Raw genomic sequence first — 25,329 nt, 5'->3', positions numbered from 1 at the left:
TGTAACAGCGAAATACGCAATCACACATCAATGTATTCTGAGTGAAGGCTTCAATTGATACTGATGTGGGTTGACGAATTTCGCTTTTTTTAGAAAGGTAATGGCAATGAATTTACATGAATACCAGGCTAAACAATTATTTGCTCACTACGACCTTCCCGTGCCCAAGGGTGAGGTAGCTTATAGTGTTGAAGATGCAATGCAAGTCGCGTCACAGTTATCTACTGACCGTTGGGTGGTTAAGGCGCAAGTTCATGCTGGTGGTAGAGGAAAAGCAGGTGGCGTGAAATTAGTCTCCAACAAAGACGAATTAGCTACAGCGGTGAAAGCATTACTAGGTACTCGTTTAGTGACCTACCAAACAGATGCTCATGGTCAACCCGTTAATACTGTTCTAATTGAAGAAACGTGTGACATTGGCAGAGAGCTGTATCTTGGTGCTGTTGTGGATCGCGCTACTCGTCGTGTGGTGTTCATGGCTTCCACTGAAGGCGGTGTTGAAATAGAAAAGGTGGCTGAAGAGACCCCTGAGAAAATTTTCAAGGTTATTGTAGACCCGTTAGTTGGGGTCATGCCCTTCCAATGTCGTGACGTGGGTTTTAAACTGGGGCTACAGGATGAGCAAATAAAGCAATTTACTCATCTGATGATGGGCTTGGGTAAAATGTTTGTTGATTGTGATTTGAGCTTATTAGAAATCAATCCTTTAGTTGTAACCAAGCAGGGTCAATTAATTTGTTTGGATGGAAAAATTAATATTGATGGTAACGCATTATATCGTCAACCTAAGTTAAAAAGCATGCGTGACACAACTCAAGAAGATGAACGAGAAAATCGTGCGAGTGACTGGGAATTAAATTATATTCCTTTAGATGGAACTATTGGTTGTATGGTCAATGGTGCGGGTTTAGCAATGGCGACTATGGACGTGATTAAACTTCATGGCGGGGAACCAGCCAACTTCCTAGATGTAGGTGGTGGCGCTACCAAGGAACGAGTTAGTGAAGCATTGAAAATTATTGTCTCAGATGAAAAAGTCAAAGGTATTTTAGTCAATATTTTTGGTGGTATCGTTCGTTGTGACCTCATTGCCGATGGCATTCTTGCTGCAGTGAAAGAAGTCGATGTGAAAATTCCTGTAGTGGTACGACTTGAAGGTAATAATGCGCAACTTGGTGCTGATATTTTAAATAAAAGTGATTTGAATGTGATTGCTGCAACCAGTTTAACTGATGCTGCGAAGAAGATTGTGGCAGCTGTTGCCTAATCCTAAAAACTGCAGTTGAGTCTACTCCTCTCAATAATTCAACTGCGGTTTTTAGGTTAATTACTAAAATTCGAGGTTAACAATGAGTGTATTGGTAAATAAACATACTAAAGTACTGTGTCAGGGTTTTACTGGAAAACAAGGAACTTATCATTCAGAACAAGCGATTGCTTATGGCACACGTATGGTTGGTGGCGTGACACCAGGAAAAGGTGGGCAGAAGCATCTGGGCTTACCGGTATTTAATACGATGCGTGAAGCCGTTGAAGAAACTAAAGCGGAAGCCAGTGTAATATACGTTCCAGCGCCATTTTGCAAAGATTCTATTTTGGAAGCAGCAGACGCAGGAATTCAATTAATTGTTTGTATCACAGAGGGTGTTCCTGTATTAGACATGTTGCAAGTAAAAGTCTATTTAGAAAATAATACCCAAGCCCGTTTAATTGGACCAAACTGCCCTGGAATTATCACTCCAGGCGAATGCAAAATCGGGATTATGCCTGGTTCAATTCATTTGCCTGGTAAAGTAGGTATCGTCTCACGCTCTGGTACACTAACCTATGAAGCAGTAAAACAAACCACCGATAAAGGATTTGGGCAAAGTACCTGTATTGGTATTGGTGGTGATCCAATTCCTGGAACCAGTTTTATTGATGCATTAGCTTTGTTTGAGCAAGACTCTCAAACACAAGCCATTATCATGGTCGGTGAAATTGGAGGCTCTGCGGAAGAAGAGGCTGCTGAATACATTAAATCACATGTAAGTAAGCCAGTCGTTTCCTATATAGCAGGGGTTACCGCGCCCGCTGGCAAGCGTATGGGGCATGCTGGTGCAATTATCTCTGGTGGTAAAGGAACAGCAGCTGAAAAGTTTAAAGCATTAGAAGCAGCCGGTGTAAAAACAGTACGTTCACCAGCGGATTTAGGCGATGCAATTGCCGAAGTAACTGGTTGGTAGTCAATTCAGGCTATAGCTTGAGTTAAGACAAAGCCTACAGCCATTAAGTTAAGAATTTTGTCATTCCCGCTCAGGCGGGAATCTATTTCTAAATAAGGGAGTGAGCTGCTCTGAGAATGGATTTCCGCTTTTGCGGAGATGACAAAGGTTAAAAGCCTAATCATACTAATGGTCGCGGGTAGAGCCAAAACTGAGGAATATCGAATCGTTCTCTATAACTGGGGTTCACTGATACCCAATTTTTTAATGGTATTTCATGACAAATTTTCGAAGCATTGCGGATATACGACGTGAGTATGGGGATCTCAATTTAAGTGAGGAATCACTTCCAGATGATCCGCTTGTCCAATTTAAGCTCTGGTTTGAAGACGTTTTAAAAAATGAAAAAAACGATCCGACCGCTATGGTTCTTTCTACGGTAGATAATCGAGGTTACCCTGACTCCCGAGTTGTTTTGTTAAAGGGTGTTGATGAGGGGAAGTTTGTTTTTTATACCAACTATCAAAGTACAAAATCAAAACAAATTCAAAATAACCCTCATGTGGCGCTTAATTTTTATTGGCCACAAATGGCAAGGCAAGTACGGATACGTGGTCAAATCAAGCAAGTTGATGAGGAGCAGTCTGATCTTTATTTTTCCTCAAGACCTATTAAAAGCCAATTCAGTGCGATTGTTTCTCCCCAAAGCCATGAGGTTGCGGGAAGAGAGTCGTTGGAGAAAGCCCTGAATGATTTAATACAAAAGCATGGACAAGAACCGGTATTACGTCCTAACTACTGGGGTGGTTATATGGTTATTCCTGATGAAATCGAGTTTTGGCAAGGACGAGATAATCGCTTACATGATCGAATTCATTATTATCAACATGATGGACAATGGAAGCATCATCGGTTAGCTCCTTAGCCATAACCTAGATAACAGAACAAAAAGCATCACAGAAGCTAAAAAAGCTGAATTAACCTCCTCGCTCAGTGCTTTATGCCGCTTTAATACACTTTGAATGCTCCTTGCTTAAATGAAGTAGAAACGGTACTGGCGGCAAAATTTGCCGGCAAAAAGTTAAGTTCTGCCACAAATATATATTTTTTCCCTCTTTCTGTTCTTACTCTATTTTTTGTGTTTTTTAAAGAGACAAAAAAAAGATTGGCATAGTAATTGCAATATAAATATTTAGAAATAACAACAAAATTGATCTCAACGTTATTTTTTCTGAGTTAAAAAAAATTTGTCAAGAATTAGTAAATGTTTTTATTTGGTAAATAAGCGTTAACATAAAGTCGTAAAATTAACTTAAATGTAGAAATTATTAACAGTATTAAAAATTCATGTACTGTATAAATAGAGGGTATAATCATGAACGACATAACAGCCTTACTACCACATATTAAATTACGTTTTAACATCGAACATCCAACTTATGAAGACAGTTATGCATTTGGTTACGAATGTGCACTTGCCGATATGACTGAAGAGGATAATCCTTTCCGTAAGGGTACTCAACAGGCAGAGCATTGGTTGGAAGGTTGGTGGGATGCAATTGAGGGTGAAGAACCTTTATTTGAATTAAATAAGACCGACAATGAAGAACTGTCTACATGCGAGGAAGGAGCTGCAAACGATCAAGAGTATGGTCATAAGCACAGCTTTTTATCTCTAGTTATTGAAATTAGTGGTGCCATAGCTGCTTCAGCTATAGTTGGATATCAATTATTTGAATTGGTAGCATAGAGTTTGCCCTCTAGTGAAGTTTGATAGAAGATTTAGCTTCATCAATGTCGGATTATGCTGCTTAACCCTCATGAGTACCTTCTCCCTGTGAGGGAGAGGTATACCCAAGAAACATTGTGAGGTCTTAGCCAGTTTCTTGGGTATCTATCTCAATCCTTGAAAAATTTTAATACCATGGAGCGCATTCGTGCTGTTTCCGATGGGTTGAATTCTTTGTATATATCGCTACCGATATTAAGGCATACGGTTACATTCTCACCAAGTCCTTTAAGTAAATCGACACCAGATAATTTAAGAAGTTTTATGTCGGTAGCGATATCTACAGCCCATGCATCAAGATAGCTCATTTCAGAAAACACGGGAAGAAAAACATGTTCTTGTTCTTGTAAAAACAATACCTTAGGTTGATTGTCGTCGGAATTTTTTTCAATGGGTATAATAAAATTCGCTTTAATAAACTCAAGATAGGCTTTATTCGCTTCTTTGTTATTTCCAGCTGCATTAAGCGCCTCTTTTATTGCATGATTAAGAGCATTCATTTTAAGCCTTAGTAATATGTAGATCAGATTGTGATATTTATTTACAACAATGGACGTTATGTTAGTAAATTATAACCATTTTCTATACCTATGAAAATGAAATCAAACTATGTGTTGAAATAAATGACAACACAAGTATAATGTAGGTTTTGTTTTGCAGAATTATTGCTCATTTTTTGGATAAGTATATTAGGGTTTGATTCTATTTCATACCGTTAAAGATGTACTAGTAAACTCGGAATGTAAATGGAATGTTAACAAACTCTATCCTGGAGGTTTGTTTTTTGATGAGTCTACCAGTTGTACCTTTTCAATCGAACAAAACTAATTAGGATTTTTATTAGTGTAGAGAGTTTATGAACAAAATACATGAGTCTAGAGTAGAAATTTATAACCAAAAAAAATATTTAGGATTTGCTTGGTTAGTATGGGGGTTGGCTGCTGCGTTCTATTTTTCTGATTATATGGCTCGTGTTGCACCCGGCGTAATGCATCGATACTTGCAAATGGATTTTGGGATTAATGAAGCAGGCTTTGGCATAATAACCGCCTCATTCTATGTCCCTTATATTTTAATGCAAATTCCTGTAGGCCTTACGGTAGACCGATTAAGTATCCGTTGGCTACTTACAGTAATGTCATTAGTTACCGCGTTCGGATGTTGTGTTTTTGGTCTTGCAGATGGGTTGTTCATGGCCTCAATAGGTAGAATGCTCATAGGTTTCAGTGCGGCATTTGCTTTTATTTGCTCATTAAGATTAGCTACATCCTGGTTTCCACCTACCATGTTGGGTTTATTAGCCGGTTTAACCCAAGCATTAGGAATGCTAGGGGCTGCTGCTGGTGAAGCGCCTGTTTCATTTTTAGTGACTAATGTGGGTTGGCGCCACAGTATGTTGATTATTGCTTTTCTATTTATCGCACTTGCCGCGTTATTGTATCAATTTGTACAAGATAAACCTGGCGAGCATCGTAGTGAAGTCCACTCTGTAAATCAGCTCAGCATTCTCCAGAGCTTAAAAATTGTATTATCGTGCAGACAAACATGGCTCAATGCATTATATGCTGGATTTTTATTTGGCCCAACCGCAGTGATTGGTGAGGCAATTGGCCCTGCATACTTACAATTTGGTAGGGGACTTGGAGCTCATGCAGCTGCATTTGCTACAGGATTAATTTTTATTGGTTGGGGTATTAGCGGTCCTTTATCCGGTTGGCTTTCAGATAAAATGGGGCGTCGTAAGCCTTTAATGATACTCTCTGCAGTTTTTGGCGTTATACTTACCTCTCTCTATGTATTTAGTCCTGTGCTAAGCCAAACATCAGCATATCTACTCTTCTTCTTTTTCGGAGTAACAAATACTGGTGTTGCCATAGCCTATGCGGTCTCAACTGAGATACATGACAGAAATGTGGTCGGAACTTCTATTGCATTTACCAATATGATATCAATCTTTGTAGGTGCTCTATTGCAGCCTTTGGTTGGACGCTTGGTCGATATGGTTTCAGGTGCTCGTGCTTATAATGTTGAAACTTTATTACTCTCTGATTTCCAAGCGGGCTTAAGGATACTTCCTCTTTGTTCCATTATCGCTCTCATATTAGCTTTTACAGTTAAGGAAACGTATTGTAAGCCTAAAAATCACGCCTAAACCCATAGGGCTTTTTTAGGGATTATTTTCCACCCGAATATTATTAATTACTTTGTCATCCGGCGTTACACGCCGGGATGACCTCAAGTCGTGTTCATCAAGCAAATTTGAAAAAAATATCAATTGACATAAAAAATAGTTATTGCTGTTTTTTTATAAGCTTATCGCACTCCGATGTTATTTGCTGTTATACTTTGAGCTGCAGTTTTGCTACTTGCGAATTAATAACATGGAGAACAGAATGAAAAAATTTACAGGATTAGTAATTATCCTGGCCGTTCTAATTCTAGGCGGATATTATGGCATGGGTGTTCTTACTGAAAAAACAATCAGAAAGAATGTAGAAGTAATTGACCAATCAAATGGCTTATATGCTGAAATTGAGCAATACCATAAAGGATTATTTAGTTCTGAAGCCAAAATCAAATGGCGCTTGCATATTCCAGAACGCGTTGTTAAAGATGCAAATGGACAACCTCAAACTCTTCCTGCCCAAGATTTTAATTCAGAGATGCCACTAACAATCCATCATGGTCCAGTTATTTTTGCAAATAAGCGTTTGCGCTTTGGGTTGGGCTATGCTGAGACAGTTTTCCCGTTTCCATCGCAATATAATGAGCAATTTGATGCCCAATTCTCTAAAGACTCCGTTAAGCCACAGTTGGATTTAAGTATTTTCGTGAACTACTTAAATGAAAGCACCGTCGATTTCAAAGTGCCTAACTTTAAATTAATTGCCAAAGATGGTACTGGTAACTTTGAATGGTTGGGGATGAACTCAAGTACCACCATGTCTTCTGGGATGGGAAAGGTTGAAGGGAAAATCAAATTGGATGGCTTAAATGCTACCAAAGATGATACCAAAATTACTTTAAGTAAAGTATCGAGCGATTATGATTTGCATGAGACACCCGCCGGATTGTATCTTGGGGATGCAAACTTCATGCTGCCGTCTTTTGTTGTCTTAGTCAAAGATCAAAAAATGTTTGAGATTGTCGATCTGGTAATTAAGTCAGACAGTGATATCGAGCAACATCTTTTTAATACTAATTTTAATGTGACTCTAAAATCTCTATTAGCAAATGGTCAAAATTATGGTCCAGGAGATTTGGAAGTTGCTTTAAGAAATCTTGATGCGGATGTGTTGGCTAAAATTAATCAGCAAACAACGGCGATGCAAAACGGTAATGACATGCAACGCCAACAAGCAATGCTTGCCTTGCTTCCTGAACTACCCAAATTATTTAATAAGGGTGCGGAATTTGAAATCTCTAAACTGAGCCTAAAGATTCCCCAGGGACAGATTGAAGGAAATCTTTTTGTTACTTTGCCTAAGGGTGAAAATGCTAACCCATTTGAAATGATGCAAAAAATACAGGGTAAAGCAAAATTACAAGTTCCTGCAGAAGCTGTAAAAGAGATTATGAAGCAATCAGTGATTCAACAAATCGCCAAAAAACCTGAATTGCAACAAACCTTAACACAACAATTGCAAGCGAACCAAACTACCGCTCAAACAAATCAGACCGCCCCAACAGTTGAGCAATTAGCTGAAATGCAAACCAACAAACAAATAAATGCACTGCAGCAAAGTGGCTTAATTACAGTTCAAGGAACTGATTTTGTGATTGAAGCCAGTTTGGACCAGGGTAAATTTACAATTAATGGCAAACCATATGACCCTTCAATGATGAAATTTTAAGATGTAATTGGAGAAATTTTGTAAGGAGGAGTGCGTAAAAAACAACTCACTCCTTATAAGAACTCCTTGCGCTGTGAATGAACATTATATATTGATTTTTAATGCAGTTTTTTCTGTTCTGCCCTTGTCTCAATGGGCTTGTTTCGGTAATATACTGTTTTTAAAAGGAGGAGCTAATAATAATGACAACAATCAGTAACGAAGTAGTGGATAACACCGCTTCTCTGGCCGAAAGCGTAACTCTTTCAGTGCAAAAATATTTTTCCGAGCTTAAGGGAACTGATCCTGTTGACTTATACCAATTTGTACTTGAAGAGATCGAAACACCTTTGTTTCGCGCAGTGATGGAACATTGCAAGTACAATCAGTCACGTGCAGCAATTATGCTGGGGATTAGCCGTGGTACTTTGAGAACTAAATTGCGTCGATATTTCGATGATAAATATGTTGGTACTCGAGACTAACGGAAAATTGAATTAAAGAAGAGGAGCGAGCGAGCTCCTTTTTTTTTAATGTAAATTGATGAAGTATGCTAATGCAGTATAGGTCAAAAATCCCTGCGTTCAATCTGCAGACATTTCACCACATTCCGGCAAAGAAAAAATTAAAGCGCTAAGTGGACAGGGGAAACAAATAGATGTAGGTTAAGCCTTGGTCCAACATCAATGCATTATGGAGCTTTTTGTTGGTCAAGGCCCAGCCTACAATTTGCAGAGCGTGTAGCAAGTAATTAGGGTACAGTTACTCAGCAAACATTGAGCTTACAGATTCTTCAATATTCACCCTTTTTATCGCCTGGGCGAGCATGTCCGATAAACTGACAACGCGAATTTTTTCACATTTCCGAGCTTCATCTGATAAGGGAATAGTATCGGTCACTACAATTTCATCGAGTCCTGAATTTTTAATATTATTGATTGCAGGGCCAGATAAAACGGGGTGTGTTATATAGGCTCTAACGCTATGAGCGCCATTTTTCTTTAGCTCATGGGAAGCAGAGCAGAGAGTTCCTGCAGTATCAACAATATCATCGACAATAATGCAGTCTTTATTCTTTGGCTCACCAATAATATGCATTACTTCAGATTTATTAGGGCCACTGCGACGTTTGTCTATAATACACAACTCAGCATGGTCAAGACGCTTCGCTACTGCTCGAGCTCTAACAACACCTCCCACATCGGGGGAAACGACCATAATGCTTTTTAGATTCTGTTTTTTTATGTCTTCGAGAAGTATCGGAGTTGCATAAACGTTATCTACAGGCATATAGAAAAAGCCTTGAATCTGGTCTGCATGAAGGTCTACTGTAAGAACACGACAAATGCCTACGGAAGCCATCATATCCGCAACGACTTTTGCTGTAATAGGCACACGTGCGGAGCGTACTCGTCGATCCTGGCGTGCATAACCAAAATAAGGAACTACAGCGGTGATACGAGCAGCAGAAGATCTTCGTAGCGCATCAGCCATAGTCAAAAGTTCCATGAGGTTATTACTAGCAGGTGCGCAAGTTGATTGAATTATAAAAACGTCCCTACCACGAACATTTTCAAGAATTTCAATCATGGTTTCCCCATCGCTAAAAGTACCAACAGTAGCCTGGCCAATAGGTATTTGCAGATGAGAAGAGATTTGTTGAGCTAATTCCGGATTTGCATTTCCGGCAAAAATCATCATTGTGGACATGTGTAAAAAGCCTTTAGATTTAGGTTTAATCATTTAACTTAAACACATAGCAGAAGACAGCCAAAAAGATATTATTATTATTTGAGCATTACTAGAACGCATCCTTCCAGGTTATCTTCTGCTGTCTGTTTACTTGAATCAACAAGAATGTGGCAGGGGTGCTAGGATTCGAACCTAGGTATGCAGGGATCAAAACCCTGTGCCTTACCGCTTGGCGACACCCCTAAATTTGCAGATTCTTACAATCATCCATTATAAAATTGCGTTCATCCCTGCAAATGTGCTGCGTATTTTGCAGTGCTTTTGGAAACATGTCAACTTTGAAAGCAATAATTTTTTATATTTTTAAATGGAAGCAGGAGTTGACATTGGAACAAGAATATCATATGCAATAAAAAACTAATAATTTAAAAGCAAGATTCAGATAAAGTGATCTTCTAAATCTTGCTTTTAACCAATTCTGACTAGGATTTAAATAGTCCAGTTTTGAATCACTACTTTAACCATAACTCCATTGCCTTCAAGACGAATCATACTTGGCAGATCAATACCTTTAACGGAAGTATATTTGGTGAAATTAATGGTATAACCATTTTGTTTCATTGCAACCAGGTGATTGTACTTATCTCGGTGTTCAGCTTGAACAGGCCCTGGAGCAGGGAGTCCTCTCACCCAATAATAAAGGTTGTTCACCGGAAGACGAATTCCTGTTTGCTCTACTAATAATTCGTCCGCATTATGTGAGCTGATCTTTTTGGGTCCATCTTGGTAGGTAATGGTATTGCCTTTTTTATCAATAAGGACTGTTCCACTTCCTAATGGGCCCATAAGCCGGATTTGATAAGCATTAGGTCCTTCCTGTCTCCAATTCATGGCAGCTGACCATCCTTTGTTTTTATTTTTTGCTGCCATGGCCCCGCGAAGTTCCCATGAGGAAACCGTCTCTGTTTTTGCTTTACGTTGTTCTACAGGCATGACTTTATTTTCGGGTAATTCTGCTGCAGGTCGCGGAGGAGCGCAGGCGGTTAACAAAAAGGGGGTTATCATTATTATTAATCGTTTTATATTATTCATTGGTCACCTCAAGTCCTTTTATGTAGTTTTTCAATTAACAATACGCTAGACTGTTCGCATATGCAATTAGTCTTAATCATTATGAAATTAAAAGCAATTTATCCTGGAACTTTTGATCCCGTTACGAATGGACATGTTGATATTATTAGTCGTGCCGCTACGATTTTTCCTGAAATTATTGTTGCCGTAGCGAGCAATAAAGCGAAACGTCCGTTTTTGCCACTAGAGACACGTATTAAACTTGTTGAAGAGGCAATTGCCCATTTGCCTGGAGTACGTGTACTGGGATTTGATAACCTGTTAATTGATTTTGCATTAGAGCAGAATGCAGGAGTTGTTTTACGCGGTTTGCGCGCAGTGTCTGATTTTGAATATGAATTTCAACTGGCCGGAATGAATCGAAAATTATCCAAACAAATAGAAACAATTTTTTTAACCCCCTCAGAAAATTTTATGTATATTTCTTCTACTCTGGTGCGTGAAATTGCGCTTCTGAAAGGAGATATTTCTCAGTTCGTTCCCTCTTGTGTCGTCAGAGAACTCCAAAAGAGGCAACATGAACATGGGACTTAGAAGACTATTTAATGGCTTTTTCCTGATTACGAGTAGCATCAATTTTCTATATTTTCCTACTAATGCGCTTGCCCAGCAAAATAAAACCCTAGCTCCTGGTTATGCAGTGGCCAGTGCAAATCCATTAGCAACTAATGCCGGACTCGAAATTTTAGCGAATGGTGGAAATGCCTTTGATGCAGCAATTGCTGTAACTGCAGCATTAGCTGTTGTTGAACCATACCATTCAGGACTGGGTGGAGGAGGATTTTGGTTACTGCATCAAGAAAATCAGCATAAAAACATCTTTATTGATGGACGAGAGGTAGCACCTCAAGCCGCAAAAGCAGACATGTATTTAGGGGCTGATGGGCAGGTGATACCCGGACTATCCTTAAATGGAGGCCTAGCTGCAGCAATTCCTGGTGAGCCAGCAGCATTGGCCTACATTGCCAAGAATTATGGACGATTACCTTTAGCACAATCGCTTGCTCCTGCAATAAAATTAGCAGAAGAGGGCTTTGAGGTTGATAAGCAATTAAGCTCATTCTTGAAAAACGAAGACCGGCTGGAGCAAATCAAGAAATATCCTTCTACAGCGAAAATCTTCTTGAACAATGGACGTCCTTATCGCATTGGGGAGCGATTAATTCAAACGGATTTGGCAAACACCCTAAAGTTAATCGCCGAGAAGGGCGAAGGCGGCTTTTATACTGGAGCAGTTGCAGAACGTTTGGTTAAGGGGGTTAACGCTGCGGGAGGAATTTGGACCCTTGAGGATTTAGCGAAATATAAAATCAAAGTGAGAGAACCATTAATTGGTGCCTATCATAACATGTTAATTATAACCGCACCTCCACCTTCAGCAGGAGGCGTTGCGTTATTGACTATGCTGAATATATTGTCTCACTATTCCTTGTCTTCATTCTCAAAAATTCAATGGATACATCACTTGGTAGAGTCTATGCGTTTGGCCTATTGGCAGCGCGAGCAGTTTTTGGGCGATCCTGATTTTGTGACTATTCCCATTGAGAATTTAATTTCTGCAGAGAATGGGAAAAAGTTAAGTACCTTAATCCCACCACATAAAACACTTCCTAGTGCCGTTTTACAGGGACAGGTTAAAAAACAGTCAGCAATGCAACCAAAGACTACGAATACTTCGCATATCTCTATTATTGATGCGGAGGGTAATCGGGTTTCTGCAACAATGTCCATAAATTATATTTTTGGCTCCAGTGTTGTAGCCGATGGTACCGGTGTTTTGCTAAACGATGAAATGGATGATTTTTCTACTAAAGTTGGCGAGGAAAATGTTTTTGGTATTGTTGGCGGCGATAAAAATGCTATCGCTCCCGGCAAAAGACCATTATCCAGCATGACACCTACCTTTCTTGAATTACCACAACGTGTTGCCATTTTAGGGACTCCGGGAGGCAGTCGTATTCCTACTATGGTTTTGATTGCATCATTAGTATTCCACGATGCGTACGGTGCAATCAGTATGGTTTCAGCGATGCGCTTTCATCATCAGTATTTACCTGATGTGCTGCAGTTTGAACCGGATACTTTTCCGCCTGCGATTCAAGAAGCATTAAAAGCCATGGGGTATCATCTAATGCCCTTAGAACGATACTATGGTGATATGCAAGCGATTACCTGGGATAAGCAAACGAATATCCTTACTGCGGCATCAGATCCGAGAGCTATTGGATTAGCTGCATCTATAGTGAACGCTCCAAGCGGATATGGGCATGGAGCAAGGTTCTAACCGAAAAAGCCCTATTTGGCACTCAAATTTGGCTTTTTCTCTAGATTTTTTACTTGTGGCTACGACACTATTATTGAGACTGATTTTCTCCGACCAGTTCTTTGATTACTGAATAAGTGTGTTGAATCAATTGTTCTTTATTTTCAATAGTGAATTGTGAGGCATCGATTGGTTTGCCTATATGTATTTCTGCTTTTTGCTTCAGATGAAAATTAAAGGTCCGTGCGGGTAAAATATTATTGGCACCACGTATTCCTATAGGAATAATCGTTGCTTTGGATTGAATTGCAGTGATAAAGCCCCCTTTTTTAAACGACCCAAGTTTTCCCATCTTTGGAGCGAGTTCCTTCAGGGGCAATCCACATAATGATTCCACTCTCCATCAGCTGTTGTGCATAGGCCAAGTCTTTAATGGCTTGATATTTATTTTTCCTATCTATAAAAGGAAATTCTGCAGCTACCATTGCTTTACCCATTAGGGGAACTTTTGCGAGTTCTTTTTTAGAGAGCATGCGAATGGAGTGATTTGGAAAGGCCTTGAATGCAAGTGGAATATCGTAGGCACTTGAATGATTGCACATCAGAATTGTAGCCCTTCCTTCTTGTGGCTGGACATTAAAAGGATTGATTACTTTATATTCTACTTGTACTGCATTGAGCAATTGATCAACCCAATGATGGATCGCTTTATCTGTCCATTTTCGATTTATGGTGCTAAAAAAATATTTAAAAATACAGCGCGTACTGGTTACTGCTGTATAAAACATTATATTACAAAGAACCAATGCGGTTCGTAATTGATTGATTTTCATTAGTGTTAGAGTTAAGTAAAGTAGCGGTAATATAGCGCAAGTTCATACGAATGCCCAGATAGTTTTTAAAGAGTCTCATTCAACTTAGAAATGTTGATTCAATATAGAAAGTTTAGCCTATTGAGCAAAAAAATATACTTCCTGCCCCAGGTGACGAACTCACTGGGACTAAATCTTCCATTCCTCCTCAACACGGAGTCATCTGGAAAGACGCCATGAATATCAAAAACATTGGAGATCATTTTATTGCATGCTCACATTCGAGCATTAAAAAATTAATTTTGGCATGCAGGGCAGAAAAAGGAATTACGTCCGGCAATTATCAGCGATTCAATAGGGTGGTTGCAGCGCAAACAAGGTTGATCTTTTCGGCCATATACTTTGAGCGATATACTGAAATAACCGGGTTTGCCATCAAAAGCATAAAAATCGCGCAAGGTTGTCCCCCCCGAGATGATGGCTTGTTTCAGCACTTCTTTAATCTGTGTAGTGAGTCTGTCACACAGTTCTTCAGAAAGCATTTTTGCGGGAGTATTAGGATGTATATTCGCTAAAAATAGACTTTCTGATGCATAAATATTTCCAACTCCTACCACAATGTCATTATCCATAATCAATGATTTGATGGGTTTATTTTTATTTTTGGCTCTTTGAAATAAATAAAGACCATTAAATTCGTCCAAAAGAGGTTCCGGGCCTAAATGGGCAAGCAATTGATGTTGGTATGGGTTTTCCTGAATATAAAGAAATAAACCAAAACGTCTGGGATCACAAAACCGTAATACCAGGCCGTTGTTTAGCATCAACATAATGTGATCGTGTTTGTCGGGTTTACTCTGAGCCGATACAATGCGTAAATGCCCCGACATGCCGAGATGAATTAAAAGATGTCCTGTTGAGAGCTGCAGTAGAATATACTTCGCTCTGCGGGTAACGGCGATTATTTTTTTACCAGCACAACAGGAAGCCAAATTATCAGGCACAGGGATTCGCAGCTTGGGATTACGAACTATAACCCCTTGAATTGTCTGACCTTCGAGATGGGGTTTAATTCCTTCTTTAGTCGTTTCAACCTCAGGTAATTCAGGCATTATTTTTTATCGTCATGCTCAATGATGCGGCCCTCATTTTTTTTAATCACTTCTTTTTTAGTCGAGCTGCTTGGGAACAGGTATTGTTTAATAGTGGCAACAATCCATAGGATAGCCCCTATAATGATTCCCCAAACTAAAACGTAGGAGAACATAAATAACAAACCAAAAAATAGGGCGATAGCACAACCTGCTATAATAAAAGGCACCAAATTTTCAAAGATTTTTCCCAGAGGGAATTTATCGTTCATTGCTTGATTCCATAGTTTATTCACTATTAATTATCGGCTACATAATGAAATGTTGCAACGTAAAGAGTAAAATTGTGGTATCCTTATTAATAAGATAAGGATTTTCGGGAATTCTTACAAGAGGTACCCAACTAAAGGATGAGTTTTTTCTTAATTTGCATTTTTGCATTTGAAGTGGAGCTATTATGGTTTTTGGTTATTTAAACCTGTCTTTTTGGGGATATGTGATTGCGACGTTGATTTTCACGCAAATTACTATCGCGGCGGTAACAATATATCTTCATCGAAATCAAACCCACCGCGCGCTGACACTGCACCCTATTATCAGTCATTTTTTTCGTTTTTGGTTGTGGTTAACTACGGGAATGGTTACGGCAGATTGGGTTGCTATACATCGTAAACATCATGCATCATCAGATGTTGAGGGTGATCCTCACAGCCCGGTAGTTTTTGGCATTAAAAAAGTATTTTGGGAAGGAGCTGAACTCTACAAAACAGCTCGTAAAGATAAAGAAATGATTGCCAAATACTCTCATGGTACTCCTACAGACTGGCTTGAGCGAAAAGTTTATTCCCCTCATTCTGCCAAGGGAATTTTACTCATGTTGCTTATTGATTTATTTTTGTTTGGTGTCCCTGGAATTACCATTTGGGCCATTCAAATGATGTGGATACCATTTCATGCTGCTGGAGTAATTAACGGGATCGGCCATCATTGGGGGTATAGAAATTTTGAATGCCCGGATGCTGCAAGAAATATTTTCCCTTGGGGTTTTTGGATAGGCGGCGAAGAGTTGCATAACAATCATCATACGTTTGCTTCTTCAGCAAAGTTTTCTATTAAATGGTGGGAGTTTGATATAGGTTGGATGTATATCCGTATCTTGTCCTTTTTAGGTCTTGCCAAAGTGAAAAAGTTACCACCTAAATTGGCTATGGACGAGGGCAAGCTGCAGGTCGATATAGACACCGTAAAAGCAGTGATTGGAAATCGCTTTCAGGTGATGTCTAATTATTATAAAAGTGTGATTCGACCTATACTCAAGCAAGAAAAAAACAGCAGCATTGAGAGTAAAGAAGGCAAAAAACTTTTTGCGCGCGCTGGAAGTTTATTGCGTCGGGAAAATCGTCTGTTGAACTCAAAAGCTAAAATGCGTTTATCGAATTTGCTTGAAGCCCGTGAACAATTACGTGTAGTTTACGCCTACAAACAGTCACTTCAAAATATTTGGTTAAAAACTGCATCCACGCAAAAAGAGTTAATCGAAGCATTGCAACAATGGTGTAGACAAGCAGAAGAATCAGGCCTTGATGTATTGAGACAATTTGCGCAACAGCTCAAAGGATATGTGCCGGTATATAGGTAATCCTTTTATCATTTTTGAATTCGCGCAACGGCTCATCTCATGGAAAGGAGTTGAGGGGGCTGCATTAGGTTAAGGAATATGGTCATTCCCGTATAGACGGAAGTCTCATCCCTGAATTGGCTTTGCTGATAGAGATGAGCCCTCCCCTAGGCGGGAATGACCATTTTACATAGGCATGAAGCTTAATGGCAGTGAAGAGGATATTTGACTTTTAGTCTCGATTTTCTATAGTAGTATTTTAATATCGCAATAACAGGGAGTTGGTTATGATGAAAGGTGTAGCAATAGTTACTGGTGGAACTGGTGGTATCGGCACAACCATTTGTCAACGTTTAGCTGCCGATTTTCAAGTAGTCGCGTGTTATTTCAAGCATGGAAACCATGAAGAAGCGAAGCAATGGCAAGCAGAGCAAAAAAAGCTAGGCTATGATATTGATATCGTGTATGGGGATATCGCGCAATTTGCAGATTGTGAAAAAATAATGTCTTTAATCATGGAGCGTTATGGTCGTGTTGATGTCCTGGTTAACAATGCGGGCATCACTCAGGATTGTAGTTTACGAAAAATGACTCCAGAACAATGGCAAAATGTGATCGATGCGAATTTGACTAGCGTATTTAATATGACCCGCAATGTAATTCCCGTAATGATCGAGAAAGGTTATGGCCGCATCATCAGTATTTCTTCAATTAATGGCCGAAAAGGCCAATTCGGGCAATGTAACTACGCTTCTACCAAGTCTGCTTTGTATGGTTTTAGCAAAAGCTTGGCATTAGAAGTAGCAAATAAAGGCATAACCGTGAATACGGTTTCTCCTGGCTATATAGAAACACCCATGCTTGCTTCTTTAAAAGAAGAGGTATTAAAGTCTATTATTTCAAGTATTCCTGTTGGTCGTTTAGGTCATTCAAAAGAAGTTGCTGATGCAGTTGCTTTTTTAGCATCTCCAGACAGTGGATTTATTACTGGCGCGAACTTGGATGTGAATGGTGGGCAATATATGTAAATGCGCACCAGGGTTTGCTGTTAAAAATCTGGGGCATTGTAGTTGTTTTATTCTCAAACTCCTAACTTATAGAGAATCTCATGCAACATAATAATATCGTTTTGATTACTGGTGGTACTGGAGATATAGGCACAGCAATTGCGAAAGAATTGAATTCATCTTACAAACATGTTTTTGCTCTTGATTTAATTACAGAAGAAGAGGGCAAAGCATGGCAAAAAGAGCTGATGGATGAAGGATATAAAAATATTCATTTCCGTCATATGGATGTAACCGATTATGATCAATGCGGGGAGGTTATTTCTTCCATTATTGAGCAGTTTGGTAATATTGATGTGTTAATTAATAACGCGGGTATCACTCGCGATGCTGTATTTACAAAAATGACTAAGAAGCAATGGGATGAAGTATTGACGGTAAATCTTGATGGTATGTTTAATGTAACTCGTCATGTTGTTGAAAACATGAAAGAACACGAATCAGGACGAATTGTAAATGTTTCTTCAGTGAATGCCCAAAAAGGACAATTTTCGCAAGCAAATTATGCTGCATCAAAAGCGGGTGTCTACGGTTTTACTAAAAGTTTGGCTCAGGAATTAATGAGTAAGAACATCACCGTCAATAGTCTATCACCTGGGTATGTGGATACTCGCTTAATGAAAGGCATAAGACCCGATATTCTGGATGCGATTATTGCTCAAATTCCTGCAAAGCGTTTGGCGCAAACACAAGAAATTGCCTGGGCGGTAGAGTTTTTAATTAGCGAGAAGAGTCGATATATTACAGGTGCTAATCTCAGCGTCAATGGCGGCCTTCATATGTATTAAAACCCTTTTATTTACTTTATAAAAATCCCATCTCCTACATATGGGAGAGGGTATTGGTGAGGGATTATTAGCCACAATGAATACCCTCATCCGCCCTGGCGGGCTCCTTCTCCCCACGGGGAGAAGTGATATTTCCTCTTAATGGAATAGCACCTAAAATCAAGAGAAAACTATGACTCGATTAATAAAAAAATACAAAAACCGTCGACTGTATGATACGGAGACAAGTCAATATATAACCCTTGAAGACTTACAGCGTTATGTTGTAGAGGGTATGCAATTTAAAGTAGAGGATTCGCTAACTGGTAACGATTTAACGAACTCGATCTTGTTGCAAATTATTGTGGAGATGGAAGCTGGTTCAACTCAATTTTTATCTTCCGATATTTTGCGGCAGATCATTGCTTTGGCAAATCATCCGATGCATGCTTCTTTAAAACAAATGATGGAGCAAATGTTCCAAGTTATGGAAAAACCATTGCAAAATAATCCTTATCTTCAGGCAACTGAAAACTGGAATCAACAAATGCAACAGATGATGCAACAATGGCAGAGTATATTTAAAAGTTAAAATGTCAGTACTGGCGTGAAGATAAAGGACTTCAATAGTTGTTGATTTTTTATGGTGCATTGCAAAAAAATATTTACTTAACTCATTGACAAATGAGTCATGAATAGACTAATATTAAATTGTGCAATGCAACATAGTGGAGAATATCATGAGTCAACAAAATTTTGAAAGATGGACCGAAGCGGCTAAAAAAATTCAAGAACCTTTTCAAGCAATGGCTGAATTGAACGTGAAAACGCTGCAAAGTTTGAATTATCTGAAGCCTGAAGAACTTTCTAATATTAAAAAGCCTGAAGAGTTATTAGAAAAGCAAGTTAATCTAGCTGTTGAAAATGGAAAAAAGGCTTTGGATTACATGCAAAAATCGTTTCAAATCCTTGAAAAAGCAATGTTAGGTTTCGTCCAAGAAGCTAAAAAAGCTACAGAAGTAAAACATTAATTAAACATCTTATTTTAAAGCAGTTGAAGCAATTAAGCTTGGACTGCTTTTTTTATATTTGAACTCTTTATTTCATCCCAATTCAATGCTGTAGACGGGGCTTCACGTGCCCCTCTTTCGAAACATTATTTAAATCCATTTTCTGTACTTTTGACTCAATTATCGATTTATAAGTCAATGGATATTGTGGTTAACAAAGTATCTTTATATAAATTTATTAATCAATTGATTCAATTACAATTAACTAAACTCAAGAAACTATTGTTCCAAGGTACGGTTAGAAAAGACTTTTTTAGTTTCCTGCAAGAGGATACAATGCTTTAAGGTTAGAAAAAAATTAGAAAAGGTTATTAAAATAGGGGCATTGGGTGATTATTTTTCGTTATTTAGCCAAAGAAGTGTTTCTCACTTTAATTGCGCTCACCTCCATACTCGTATTAATTTTTCTGAGTAACCAACTTATTCAATACCTCAATCGCGCAGCCTCCGGTAATATCCCTGGTGTCATTATTATGAAGTTAATGATGCTGGAACTACCCACTTTATTGAGTCTATTGGTTCCATTAGGTTTTTATATTGCCATGTTGCTCGCATATGGTCGTTTGTATGCTGAGAGTGAGATGACCGTATTGCGTGCCTGTGGTTATGGGCCAAATCAGTTATTAAAACACAGTTTTATTATGGCGACTGTCGTAGCGATTATTGTGGCTGTGATTATGATTTGGGGAAGTCCTTTAATTTATATTGAACGAGCGAAGTTGTTGCGAACTACAGGGATAAAAACTTTGGTACAAACGATTATGCCTGGACGTTTTCATGCGATTAATGAAGGTCAAGAAGTGTTTTATGTTCAATCGATGAGTCGGGATCATACCAAAGCGGAACAAGTATTTTTGGCAAAACGTAGTTCGGTCAATGATCAAATTCGTTGGGATATCCTATGGGCGGATCAAGCTTTTGCAGAAACTGATGCAAAAACAGGAGAGGACTATATCATTCTGCAAAAAGGCAAAGAATATCAAGGAATTCCAGGGCAGGCCGATTATCAAGTCGCAGAATTTGGACAGTATAAAGCCCGGTTGCCACATCCTGTTGTCAATATATCGCAAGATCTACGCACAATGAGTACGGCCAGTTTACTCCCTTTCAACAATGAAGATCCTGCTAAGGCAGCAGAGTTGCAATGGCGTTTGTCTGTGCCCATTATGGTATTTACTTTGACTTTAATCGCTGTTCCTTTGAGTCGTATTAATCCACGCTCAGGGAAATATGCTAAATTATTCCCCGCAATCATCATTTATATTTTATATGCTAATTTGTTATTTATTGCCCGTGATGCAATGGTTTCTGGAAAAACACCTCAATGGATCGGTTTATGGTGGGTACATCTTATCGTAGTTGCCTTCGGTTTGTTCTTAATCAGGCGTAATCAGGCGAAATTGGCATGATGAAAATTTTAGATCGCTATATTGCAAAAACTGTTCTTGGCTCAATTGGGTTAGTGACGCTCATGCTCGTCGGGCTACAAATTTTCATTTTATTTGTCGACCAATTAAATGATTTAGGTCGAGTGGATTATGGGATTACCCAAGCTGCTTTTTTTGTTTTATTGCAAATGCCCTACCAAGTCTATTTATTTTTTCCTATGGCAAGCCTCCTGGGCTGCTTGATTGGCCTTGGAATTTTGGCTAATCATAGTGAGTTGGTGGTCATGCGGGCATCAGGAATGTCTATAGGGCAGATTACTCTTGCGGTTTTAAAAGCCTCCATTGTACTGATTGTGTTGGTTACTGCATTAGGAGAAACTGTAATTCCCTACTTATCGCATTATGCCAATGATTACAAGACTGCTGCAGTCAGTGGCGGACAAACATTAAGAACTTCAAAGGGATCTTGGTTACGGTATGGCAATGATTTTATTTCAGTAGGTTTAATCCTTCCTAATAATATTTTAAATAATATTTATCAATTTCGTTTTGATAATCATCATCATTTAAAAATGTCTCGTTTTATTGCCGAAGCCCGCTATACCCCTGCAGGTTGGATTGCATATAATGTACAGCAAACCGATTTTGAAGCAGATAAAACCAAAACACAGACAGTTGCCTCTCTTCCCTGGGATGTATCGGTAAAACCAAAAATTTTGACAATCAGCAGTATTGAACCGGATGAAATGACCTTACAAGAATTGAATCGTTATATAAGAGAGCAAAAGCGAAATCATCAAAATGTCCATAATTATCAGTTTGCTTTTCTACAACGGATTATTCAACCATTTACGACTATGGTGATGATGATCCTTTCCATCCCATTCATTTTTGGTCCTTTGCGTTCAACGACTATGGGCTCAAAACTGTTGGTTGGCGCGGCAGTAGGATTCAGCTTCCATATTTTGAGCCGTTTTTTTGGTCCGCTGAGTACCGTATTTCAATTACCGCCTGAATTAGCTGCTTTAGGGCCTACTTTTATTTTTGCTTTATTGGGTTTGTACTTAATGAAAAGAGTTAGGTAATCAGGTTATTTAACAATAATGAATGTTTTCCACTCTGTTAGCCTCTTGCAGCCACGCTACTTATTTAATGTTCTGCCTCTTTTTTTATGGTAAAATATTGTCCATATCGTATTAAAATCCTAATAATATGAAAATCCAGTGTAAGTTTTGCCGACAGCGTATGGAACCCACGGTGTGTTGGGAAAAAAGATTAATCACGACGGACCAAGCTGTTTATTATTGCAGTTTATGCAAAAAACAATTATTTGTTTTAGGAGGTTTTTTAGATAAACCATTTTGGCAACGCCCCATCTATTTATGGTTTTGCGGCGCGTTTATTATTGATCTAATCGACTATTGGGAAAAAGCGAAAAATCTTTTAAGTGAGATGCATCTTGGTAAATTTTTATACCTTGTTTTATCCATCATTTTAACAATTATTGTTTACTTCTTTTTAAGATAACCGCAGCTTCTAGTAACAATAGAATCGACGTAGGCTAAGCCTTGGCCGGACAAAAGTTCCATAACACGTTTTTATTAAAAGAAAGTTCAACCAAGAATCAAGCTATGCCTGCAATAGTCATCGATGAGAAAATGCCAGGTAAAGGATTTATACTACTTGCCCCGCGGCCCATCCTGAGGACCATGCCCATTGAAAATTGTAGCCTCCTAACCAACCGGTGACGTCTAAGGCTTCGCCGATAAAATAAAGTCCAGGGACCTCTTGAGCCTCCATAGTTTTTGATGAAATCGCATGACAATCTACGCCGCCAATGGTTACTTCAGCAGTACGGTACCCTTCTGTACCATTAGGTTTAACCAGCCAAGAGTTGAGTTGTTTCGCCACAGACTCCAAATCACGATTTGAGAGCTCAGCAAGTTTCTTGTCGATAATCTCAGGTGCAATGAAGAGTTCAATAACTCGTTTCGGTAAGTTCATGGACAAGATTGAATTTAACTGTTTTTGTGGTTTATCTGCTCGTGCAGTTTTTAAATAGTCCAGAAGATTAATTTCAGGTAATAAATTAATACAAATGCTCTCGCCTGGATGCCAATAAGAAGACAATTGCAAAATGGCAGGGCCACTCAAACCGCGATGAGTGAATAGCGTATTTTCACGAAATTCAATGCGTGTATTTTTTACTAAACTGTCAACACTAATCCCTGAAAGCGGGGCTATTTTTTCTTTCTCGACAACATCCAAAGTAAAAGGAACTAATCCGGCCCGAGTAGGCCATACTTTGATACCAAATTGCTCTGCAACTTTATAAGCAAAGGGGGTGGCTCCCATCGTGGGTATGGATAAACCACCACTGGCAATAACTAATGACTGACAAGGAACAATTCCTTTATTGGTTTTTATTTTAAAATGTTGTGATTTTTGAATGTCTTCTATGCTGGTATTTAATTGGATTGTAACCCCTGCTGCATCACATTCTTTAAGCAACATATCGACAATATCTTTTGATTTATTATCACAAAATAGTTGCCCTAAGGTTTTTTCATGAAAGGGAATCTTATATTTTTTTACAAGTTCAATAAAATCCCATTGGGTATAACGAGTTAAGGCAGACTTAAAAAAATGGGGGTTATGGGAGTTATATTTTTCAGGTTCAATGTAGTAATTAGTAAAGTTACAACGACCACCACCTGACATTAAGATCTTTTTGCCAACTTTATTGGCATGATCAAGTACCAAAACCTTACGGTGGCGTTTGCCTGCTTCAATGGCACACATCAAACCGGCGGCACCGGCACCTACAATGACGACATCTACTACTTCCATCGGATTTGACTTGTATAAAATAAACGGCTGCAAGGGTAACATGCATCATCGGTAATGCAAAGGGTGAGCCTTGATCGTAGTGAGATTATTTTATACGATTGGTTAACTCACTCTTATCAAAGCGTTTTATGTTACTTCTGAAGCATCTTCTGGCAATCTTGTTGGGTACAACTGTTTTACCTTTACGTGTTCTGGTGAATAATGCCTTTTATGCAATAGCAGCGCTCTTTTTGGGAGTGGCCGCTCTCATCGTACTCCCCATGGATTTGGCGTATACCCTTAAAGATAAGGGAGTATCGAACAGGGCGAATTTACTAATCACGGGTTTGATTTTTTTTCCGCTACTCACTGCAATGACTGTAGTTGCCCTGGCAGGGATAGCAGTTTATCTAACCTTCAATACTGTAGTTAATATGCTAGAGTCATTCTGGGTTGGTTTTAAAAATGGCCTACTCTATGGCATGGACGGTTTTGAGGATGCATTAGCGTCACAACGACTTTTCAACCTCATCCCCTCTGAGAGCGCTTTGCGGACTGGAGTAGACTCAGAGCACGCAATTAATGAGATCGATTTTAATGGATTTCAACACGTTAATATTGAGGACTTGCAGGATGTTCCTGTAGCCCGTAAGCCATTGGATGTTCCCGATCTAGAAAGCAAAGAAGGGCAGGCGTCCACTCAATTGTTAACTGAAAATCAATTAAAACAAATCCAGAGACTCATTGATGAATTACCCAAGCTTAAAGATCCTTTGCCTCCCCTGGCGAAACAGCAATTTGAATTGTTACAAAAGTTACATACCCAATATCAAGATCTATCACTCAAGCTGGAAAAAGTTCGAGTTGCTTTAGAACAAGATGATAAAAGCCAAATCAAGGATGAGCTGATTGTCGATATGGAAGTGGACACACCTATTTTGCTGGTCAAACAATATCAGGATGGCCAAAAATGGCTTAACATCCCTGCAACCAGTTATGTTACCGATAAAGATAATTTGTTAAATTGGTTGCAACATAGTCCGGTTCATCCTCTAAACAAGGATCTTTTGAAAGAACCCGGGGATTATAATGGCAAAAAAACAAGATATATTTGGTATCTGCTGACAAAAGATAATTGCTCCTCCCAAGAGCTAGATGAGGCTGCTGTACAAATTCGCTTTTTAGTCAATGCATTGTCCATTAGATTAACAGAAAAGCAAAAACTAGATTTAGGGCTAGGTTTATCGTCACAAGCATTTTTTGCTCCCGTAGTTCAGGATAATTCTGAACTTCCTCTAGGTAACCATCAATCAATGAATTTTGGCTCAGGTTAATAGGGTGAACTATAGCCCAAAGAGGACCACCGCTTATTACTAAAATAAAGGGTATTGCTTTTTTTCTTGTTTGATTCATCACTCAAAAGGACAATTTAAGCTTATACTGTAGATAGGTAAAATGATTCTTTTAAGGGACCAAGATCATGAATGAACTTGATATTTTGCGATTATTTTATGACGAGATGAAAAATCGTGGAACAACTCGAGATCAAGTATTTTTGAGTATGGAAGAGGATGCGGCGGCGATGCTTTCTCAAAAAATACAAAGACCTGTCTCTGTAGAAGAGGTGCAAAAATTAGCAGACATATGCATTGCCAATGAATGGCTCGAACGAACCACAGCGGACCCACATTATAAATATTTATCCTTAACTGAAGCGGGATTACAAATTATTTTAGCCAATCGATACAGTTAATTGTTCCTCAAGGGTATAAACT

Annotated in this window: 25 protein-coding genes, 1 tRNA gene and 1 pseudogene; 19 read left to right on the top strand and 8 right to left on the bottom strand. The window is 38.9% G+C overall.

Features of this window, described 5'->3' with window-relative positions:
- The first annotated feature begins 106 nt into the window (after positions 1-106).
- From sucC to EL022_RS01010, 4 genes are all read left to right on the top strand, one after another.
- Positions 107-1,267, top strand: coding sequence for an ADP-forming succinate--CoA ligase subunit beta (sucC, locus tag EL022_RS01025; protein WP_028380763.1), 1,161 nt, complete (start codon positions 107-109; stop codon positions 1,265-1,267).
- An 82-nt stretch (positions 1,268-1,349) separates the two neighbouring features.
- Positions 1,350-2,225 carry a succinate--CoA ligase subunit alpha gene (sucD, locus tag EL022_RS01020; protein ID WP_028380764.1) on the top strand — a complete coding sequence of 292 codons (876 nt, stop codon included), beginning with the start codon at positions 1,350-1,352 and terminating at the stop codon, positions 2,223-2,225.
- A gap of 256 nt (positions 2,226-2,481) precedes the next feature.
- On the top strand, positions 2,482-3,129 hold the full coding sequence (gene pdxH, locus EL022_RS01015) for a pyridoxamine 5'-phosphate oxidase (protein ID WP_028380765.1): 648 nt from the start codon (positions 2,482-2,484) through the stop codon (positions 3,127-3,129).
- 450 nt (positions 3,130-3,579) lie between these two features.
- Positions 3,580-3,954, top strand: coding sequence for a transmission trait enhancer LetE (locus EL022_RS01010; protein ID WP_028380766.1), 375 nt, complete (start codon positions 3,580-3,582; stop codon positions 3,952-3,954).
- A 149-nt stretch (positions 3,955-4,103) separates the two neighbouring features.
- Here the strand turns inward: EL022_RS01010 and EL022_RS01005 are convergent, their stop codons facing one another.
- On the bottom strand, positions 4,104-4,493 hold the full coding sequence (locus EL022_RS01005) for an SseB family protein (RefSeq protein WP_028380767.1): 390 nt from the start codon (positions 4,491-4,493) through the stop codon (positions 4,104-4,106).
- A gap of 356 nt (positions 4,494-4,849) precedes the next feature.
- On the opposite strand from EL022_RS01005, the gene EL022_RS01000 reads away from it, so the two are divergent.
- The 3 genes from EL022_RS01000 (at position 4,850) to EL022_RS00990 (ending at position 8,311) form a co-directional block, all read left to right on the top strand.
- On the top strand, positions 4,850-6,145 hold the full coding sequence (locus tag EL022_RS01000) for an MFS transporter (protein ID WP_028380768.1): 1,296 nt from the start codon (positions 4,850-4,852) through the stop codon (positions 6,143-6,145).
- A 241-nt stretch (positions 6,146-6,386) separates the two neighbouring features.
- Positions 6,387-7,847 (top strand): YdgA family protein, encoded by a 1,461-nt coding sequence (locus EL022_RS00995; RefSeq protein WP_028380769.1) that lies wholly within the window; start codon positions 6,387-6,389, stop codon positions 7,845-7,847.
- A gap of 182 nt (positions 7,848-8,029) precedes the next feature.
- Positions 8,030-8,311, top strand: coding sequence for a helix-turn-helix domain-containing protein (locus EL022_RS00990; RefSeq protein ID WP_003633193.1), 282 nt, complete (start codon positions 8,030-8,032; stop codon positions 8,309-8,311).
- A 277-nt stretch (positions 8,312-8,588) separates the two neighbouring features.
- Here the strand turns inward: EL022_RS00990 and EL022_RS00985 are convergent, their stop codons facing one another.
- From EL022_RS00985 to lolB, 3 genes are all read right to left on the bottom strand, one after another.
- A complete protein-coding gene (locus EL022_RS00985; RefSeq protein WP_028380770.1) occupies positions 8,589-9,536 on the bottom strand; it encodes a ribose-phosphate pyrophosphokinase in 948 nt (315 codons plus the stop codon).
- Between the two features lie 150 nt (positions 9,537-9,686).
- Positions 9,687-9,761 (bottom strand) — tRNA-Gln (locus EL022_RS00975).
- Between the two features lie 246 nt (positions 9,762-10,007).
- The gene (lolB, locus tag EL022_RS00970; protein ID WP_028380771.1) at positions 10,008-10,610 is read right to left on the bottom strand and encodes a lipoprotein insertase outer membrane protein LolB; all 603 of its coding nucleotides are present in this window, start codon (positions 10,608-10,610) and stop codon (positions 10,008-10,010) included.
- 60 nt (positions 10,611-10,670) lie between these two features.
- On the opposite strand from lolB, the gene coaD reads away from it, so the two are divergent.
- A complete protein-coding gene (gene coaD, locus EL022_RS00965) occupies positions 10,671-11,183 on the top strand; it encodes a pantetheine-phosphate adenylyltransferase (RefSeq protein ID WP_028380772.1) in 513 nt (170 codons plus the stop codon).
- Positions 11,173-12,933 (top strand): gamma-glutamyltransferase, encoded by a 1,761-nt coding sequence (ggt, locus tag EL022_RS00960; protein WP_028380773.1) that lies wholly within the window; start codon positions 11,173-11,175, stop codon positions 12,931-12,933. The genes coaD and ggt overlap by 11 nt, the downstream gene beginning before the upstream one ends.
- 70 nt (positions 12,934-13,003) lie before the next feature.
- Here the strand turns inward: ggt and EL022_RS00955 are convergent.
- The 3 genes and pseudogenes from EL022_RS00955 to EL022_RS00945 all read right to left on the bottom strand — a co-directional run bounded on the left by EL022_RS00955 (position 13,004) and on the right by EL022_RS00945 (position 15,087).
- Positions 13,004-13,745: pseudogene (locus EL022_RS00955) on the bottom strand (lysophospholipid acyltransferase family protein).
- Between the two features lie 275 nt (positions 13,746-14,020).
- The gene (mutM, locus tag EL022_RS00950; protein ID WP_028380775.1) at positions 14,021-14,836 is read right to left on the bottom strand and encodes a bifunctional DNA-formamidopyrimidine glycosylase/DNA-(apurinic or apyrimidinic site) lyase; all 816 of its coding nucleotides are present in this window, start codon (positions 14,834-14,836) and stop codon (positions 14,021-14,023) included.
- A complete protein-coding gene (locus EL022_RS00945; RefSeq protein WP_028380776.1) occupies positions 14,836-15,087 on the bottom strand; it encodes a hypothetical protein in 252 nt (83 codons plus the stop codon). The genes mutM and EL022_RS00945 overlap by 1 nt, the downstream gene beginning before the upstream one ends.
- A gap of 185 nt (positions 15,088-15,272) precedes the next feature.
- Here EL022_RS00945 and EL022_RS00940 point away from each other — a divergent pair, with 185 nt between their 5' ends.
- From EL022_RS00940 to EL022_RS00905, 8 genes are all read left to right on the top strand, one after another.
- On the top strand, positions 15,273-16,454 hold the full coding sequence (locus EL022_RS00940) for a DesA family fatty acid desaturase (protein WP_028380777.1): 1,182 nt from the start codon (positions 15,273-15,275) through the stop codon (positions 16,452-16,454).
- 266 nt (positions 16,455-16,720) lie between these two features.
- Positions 16,721-17,461, top strand: a complete 741-nt coding sequence (gene phbB / locus EL022_RS00935; protein ID WP_028380778.1) for an acetoacetyl-CoA reductase — start codon at positions 16,721-16,723, stop codon at positions 17,459-17,461.
- An 80-nt stretch (positions 17,462-17,541) separates the two neighbouring features.
- A complete protein-coding gene (phbB, locus tag EL022_RS00930) occupies positions 17,542-18,288 on the top strand; it encodes an acetoacetyl-CoA reductase (protein ID WP_028380779.1) in 747 nt (248 codons plus the stop codon).
- 172 nt (positions 18,289-18,460) lie between these two features.
- Positions 18,461-18,859 (top strand): polyhydroxyalkanoate synthesis regulator DNA-binding domain-containing protein, encoded by a 399-nt coding sequence (locus tag EL022_RS00925; protein WP_028380780.1) that lies wholly within the window; start codon positions 18,461-18,463, stop codon positions 18,857-18,859.
- Between the two features lie 148 nt (positions 18,860-19,007).
- Positions 19,008-19,298: a phasin family protein gene (locus EL022_RS00920; protein WP_028380781.1), complete on the top strand. Its 291-nt coding sequence runs from the start codon at positions 19,008-19,010 to the stop codon at positions 19,296-19,298.
- A 368-nt stretch (positions 19,299-19,666) separates the two neighbouring features.
- Complete coding sequence (gene lptF, locus EL022_RS00915; protein WP_028380782.1) at positions 19,667-20,746, top strand: LPS export ABC transporter permease LptF; 1,080 nt, start codon at positions 19,667-19,669, stop codon at positions 20,744-20,746.
- Positions 20,746-21,810: an LPS export ABC transporter permease LptG gene (gene lptG / locus EL022_RS00910; protein WP_028380783.1), complete on the top strand. Its 1,065-nt coding sequence runs from the start codon at positions 20,746-20,748 to the stop codon at positions 21,808-21,810. Before lptF ends, lptG begins: the two co-directional genes overlap by 1 nt.
- Positions 21,811-21,982: 172 nt before the next feature.
- Positions 21,983-22,252, top strand: coding sequence for a hypothetical protein (locus EL022_RS00905; protein WP_237761209.1), 270 nt, complete (start codon positions 21,983-21,985; stop codon positions 22,250-22,252).
- Positions 22,253-22,399: 147 nt separating this feature from the next.
- Here EL022_RS00905 and EL022_RS00900 read toward each other — a convergent pair whose 3' ends face one another.
- Positions 22,400-23,575 carry a BaiN/RdsA family NAD(P)/FAD-dependent oxidoreductase gene (locus EL022_RS00900; RefSeq protein WP_028380785.1) on the bottom strand — a complete coding sequence of 392 codons (1,176 nt, stop codon included), beginning with the start codon at positions 23,573-23,575 and terminating at the stop codon, positions 22,400-22,402.
- A gap of 128 nt (positions 23,576-23,703) precedes the next feature.
- Here EL022_RS00900 and EL022_RS00895 point away from each other — a divergent pair, with 128 nt between their 5' ends.
- Together EL022_RS00895 and EL022_RS00890 are read left to right on the top strand one after the other, a co-directional pair.
- The gene (locus tag EL022_RS00895) at positions 23,704-24,888 is read left to right on the top strand and encodes a hypothetical protein (RefSeq protein WP_051544432.1); all 1,185 of its coding nucleotides are present in this window, start codon (positions 23,704-23,706) and stop codon (positions 24,886-24,888) included.
- 146 nt (positions 24,889-25,034) lie between these two features.
- Positions 25,035-25,307, top strand: coding sequence for a hypothetical protein (locus EL022_RS00890; protein WP_028380786.1), 273 nt, complete (start codon positions 25,035-25,037; stop codon positions 25,305-25,307).
- Positions 25,308-25,329: the final 22 nt, after the last annotated feature.

Origin of the sequence: Legionella cherrii (genome assembly GCF_900635815.1) — a bacterium.
Taxonomy (GTDB): Bacteria; Pseudomonadota; Gammaproteobacteria; order Legionellales; family Legionellaceae; genus Legionella; species Legionella cherrii.
The sequence above is the reverse complement of the archived record's forward strand: the minus strand, read 5'-3'. Positions and strand labels throughout refer to the sequence as shown.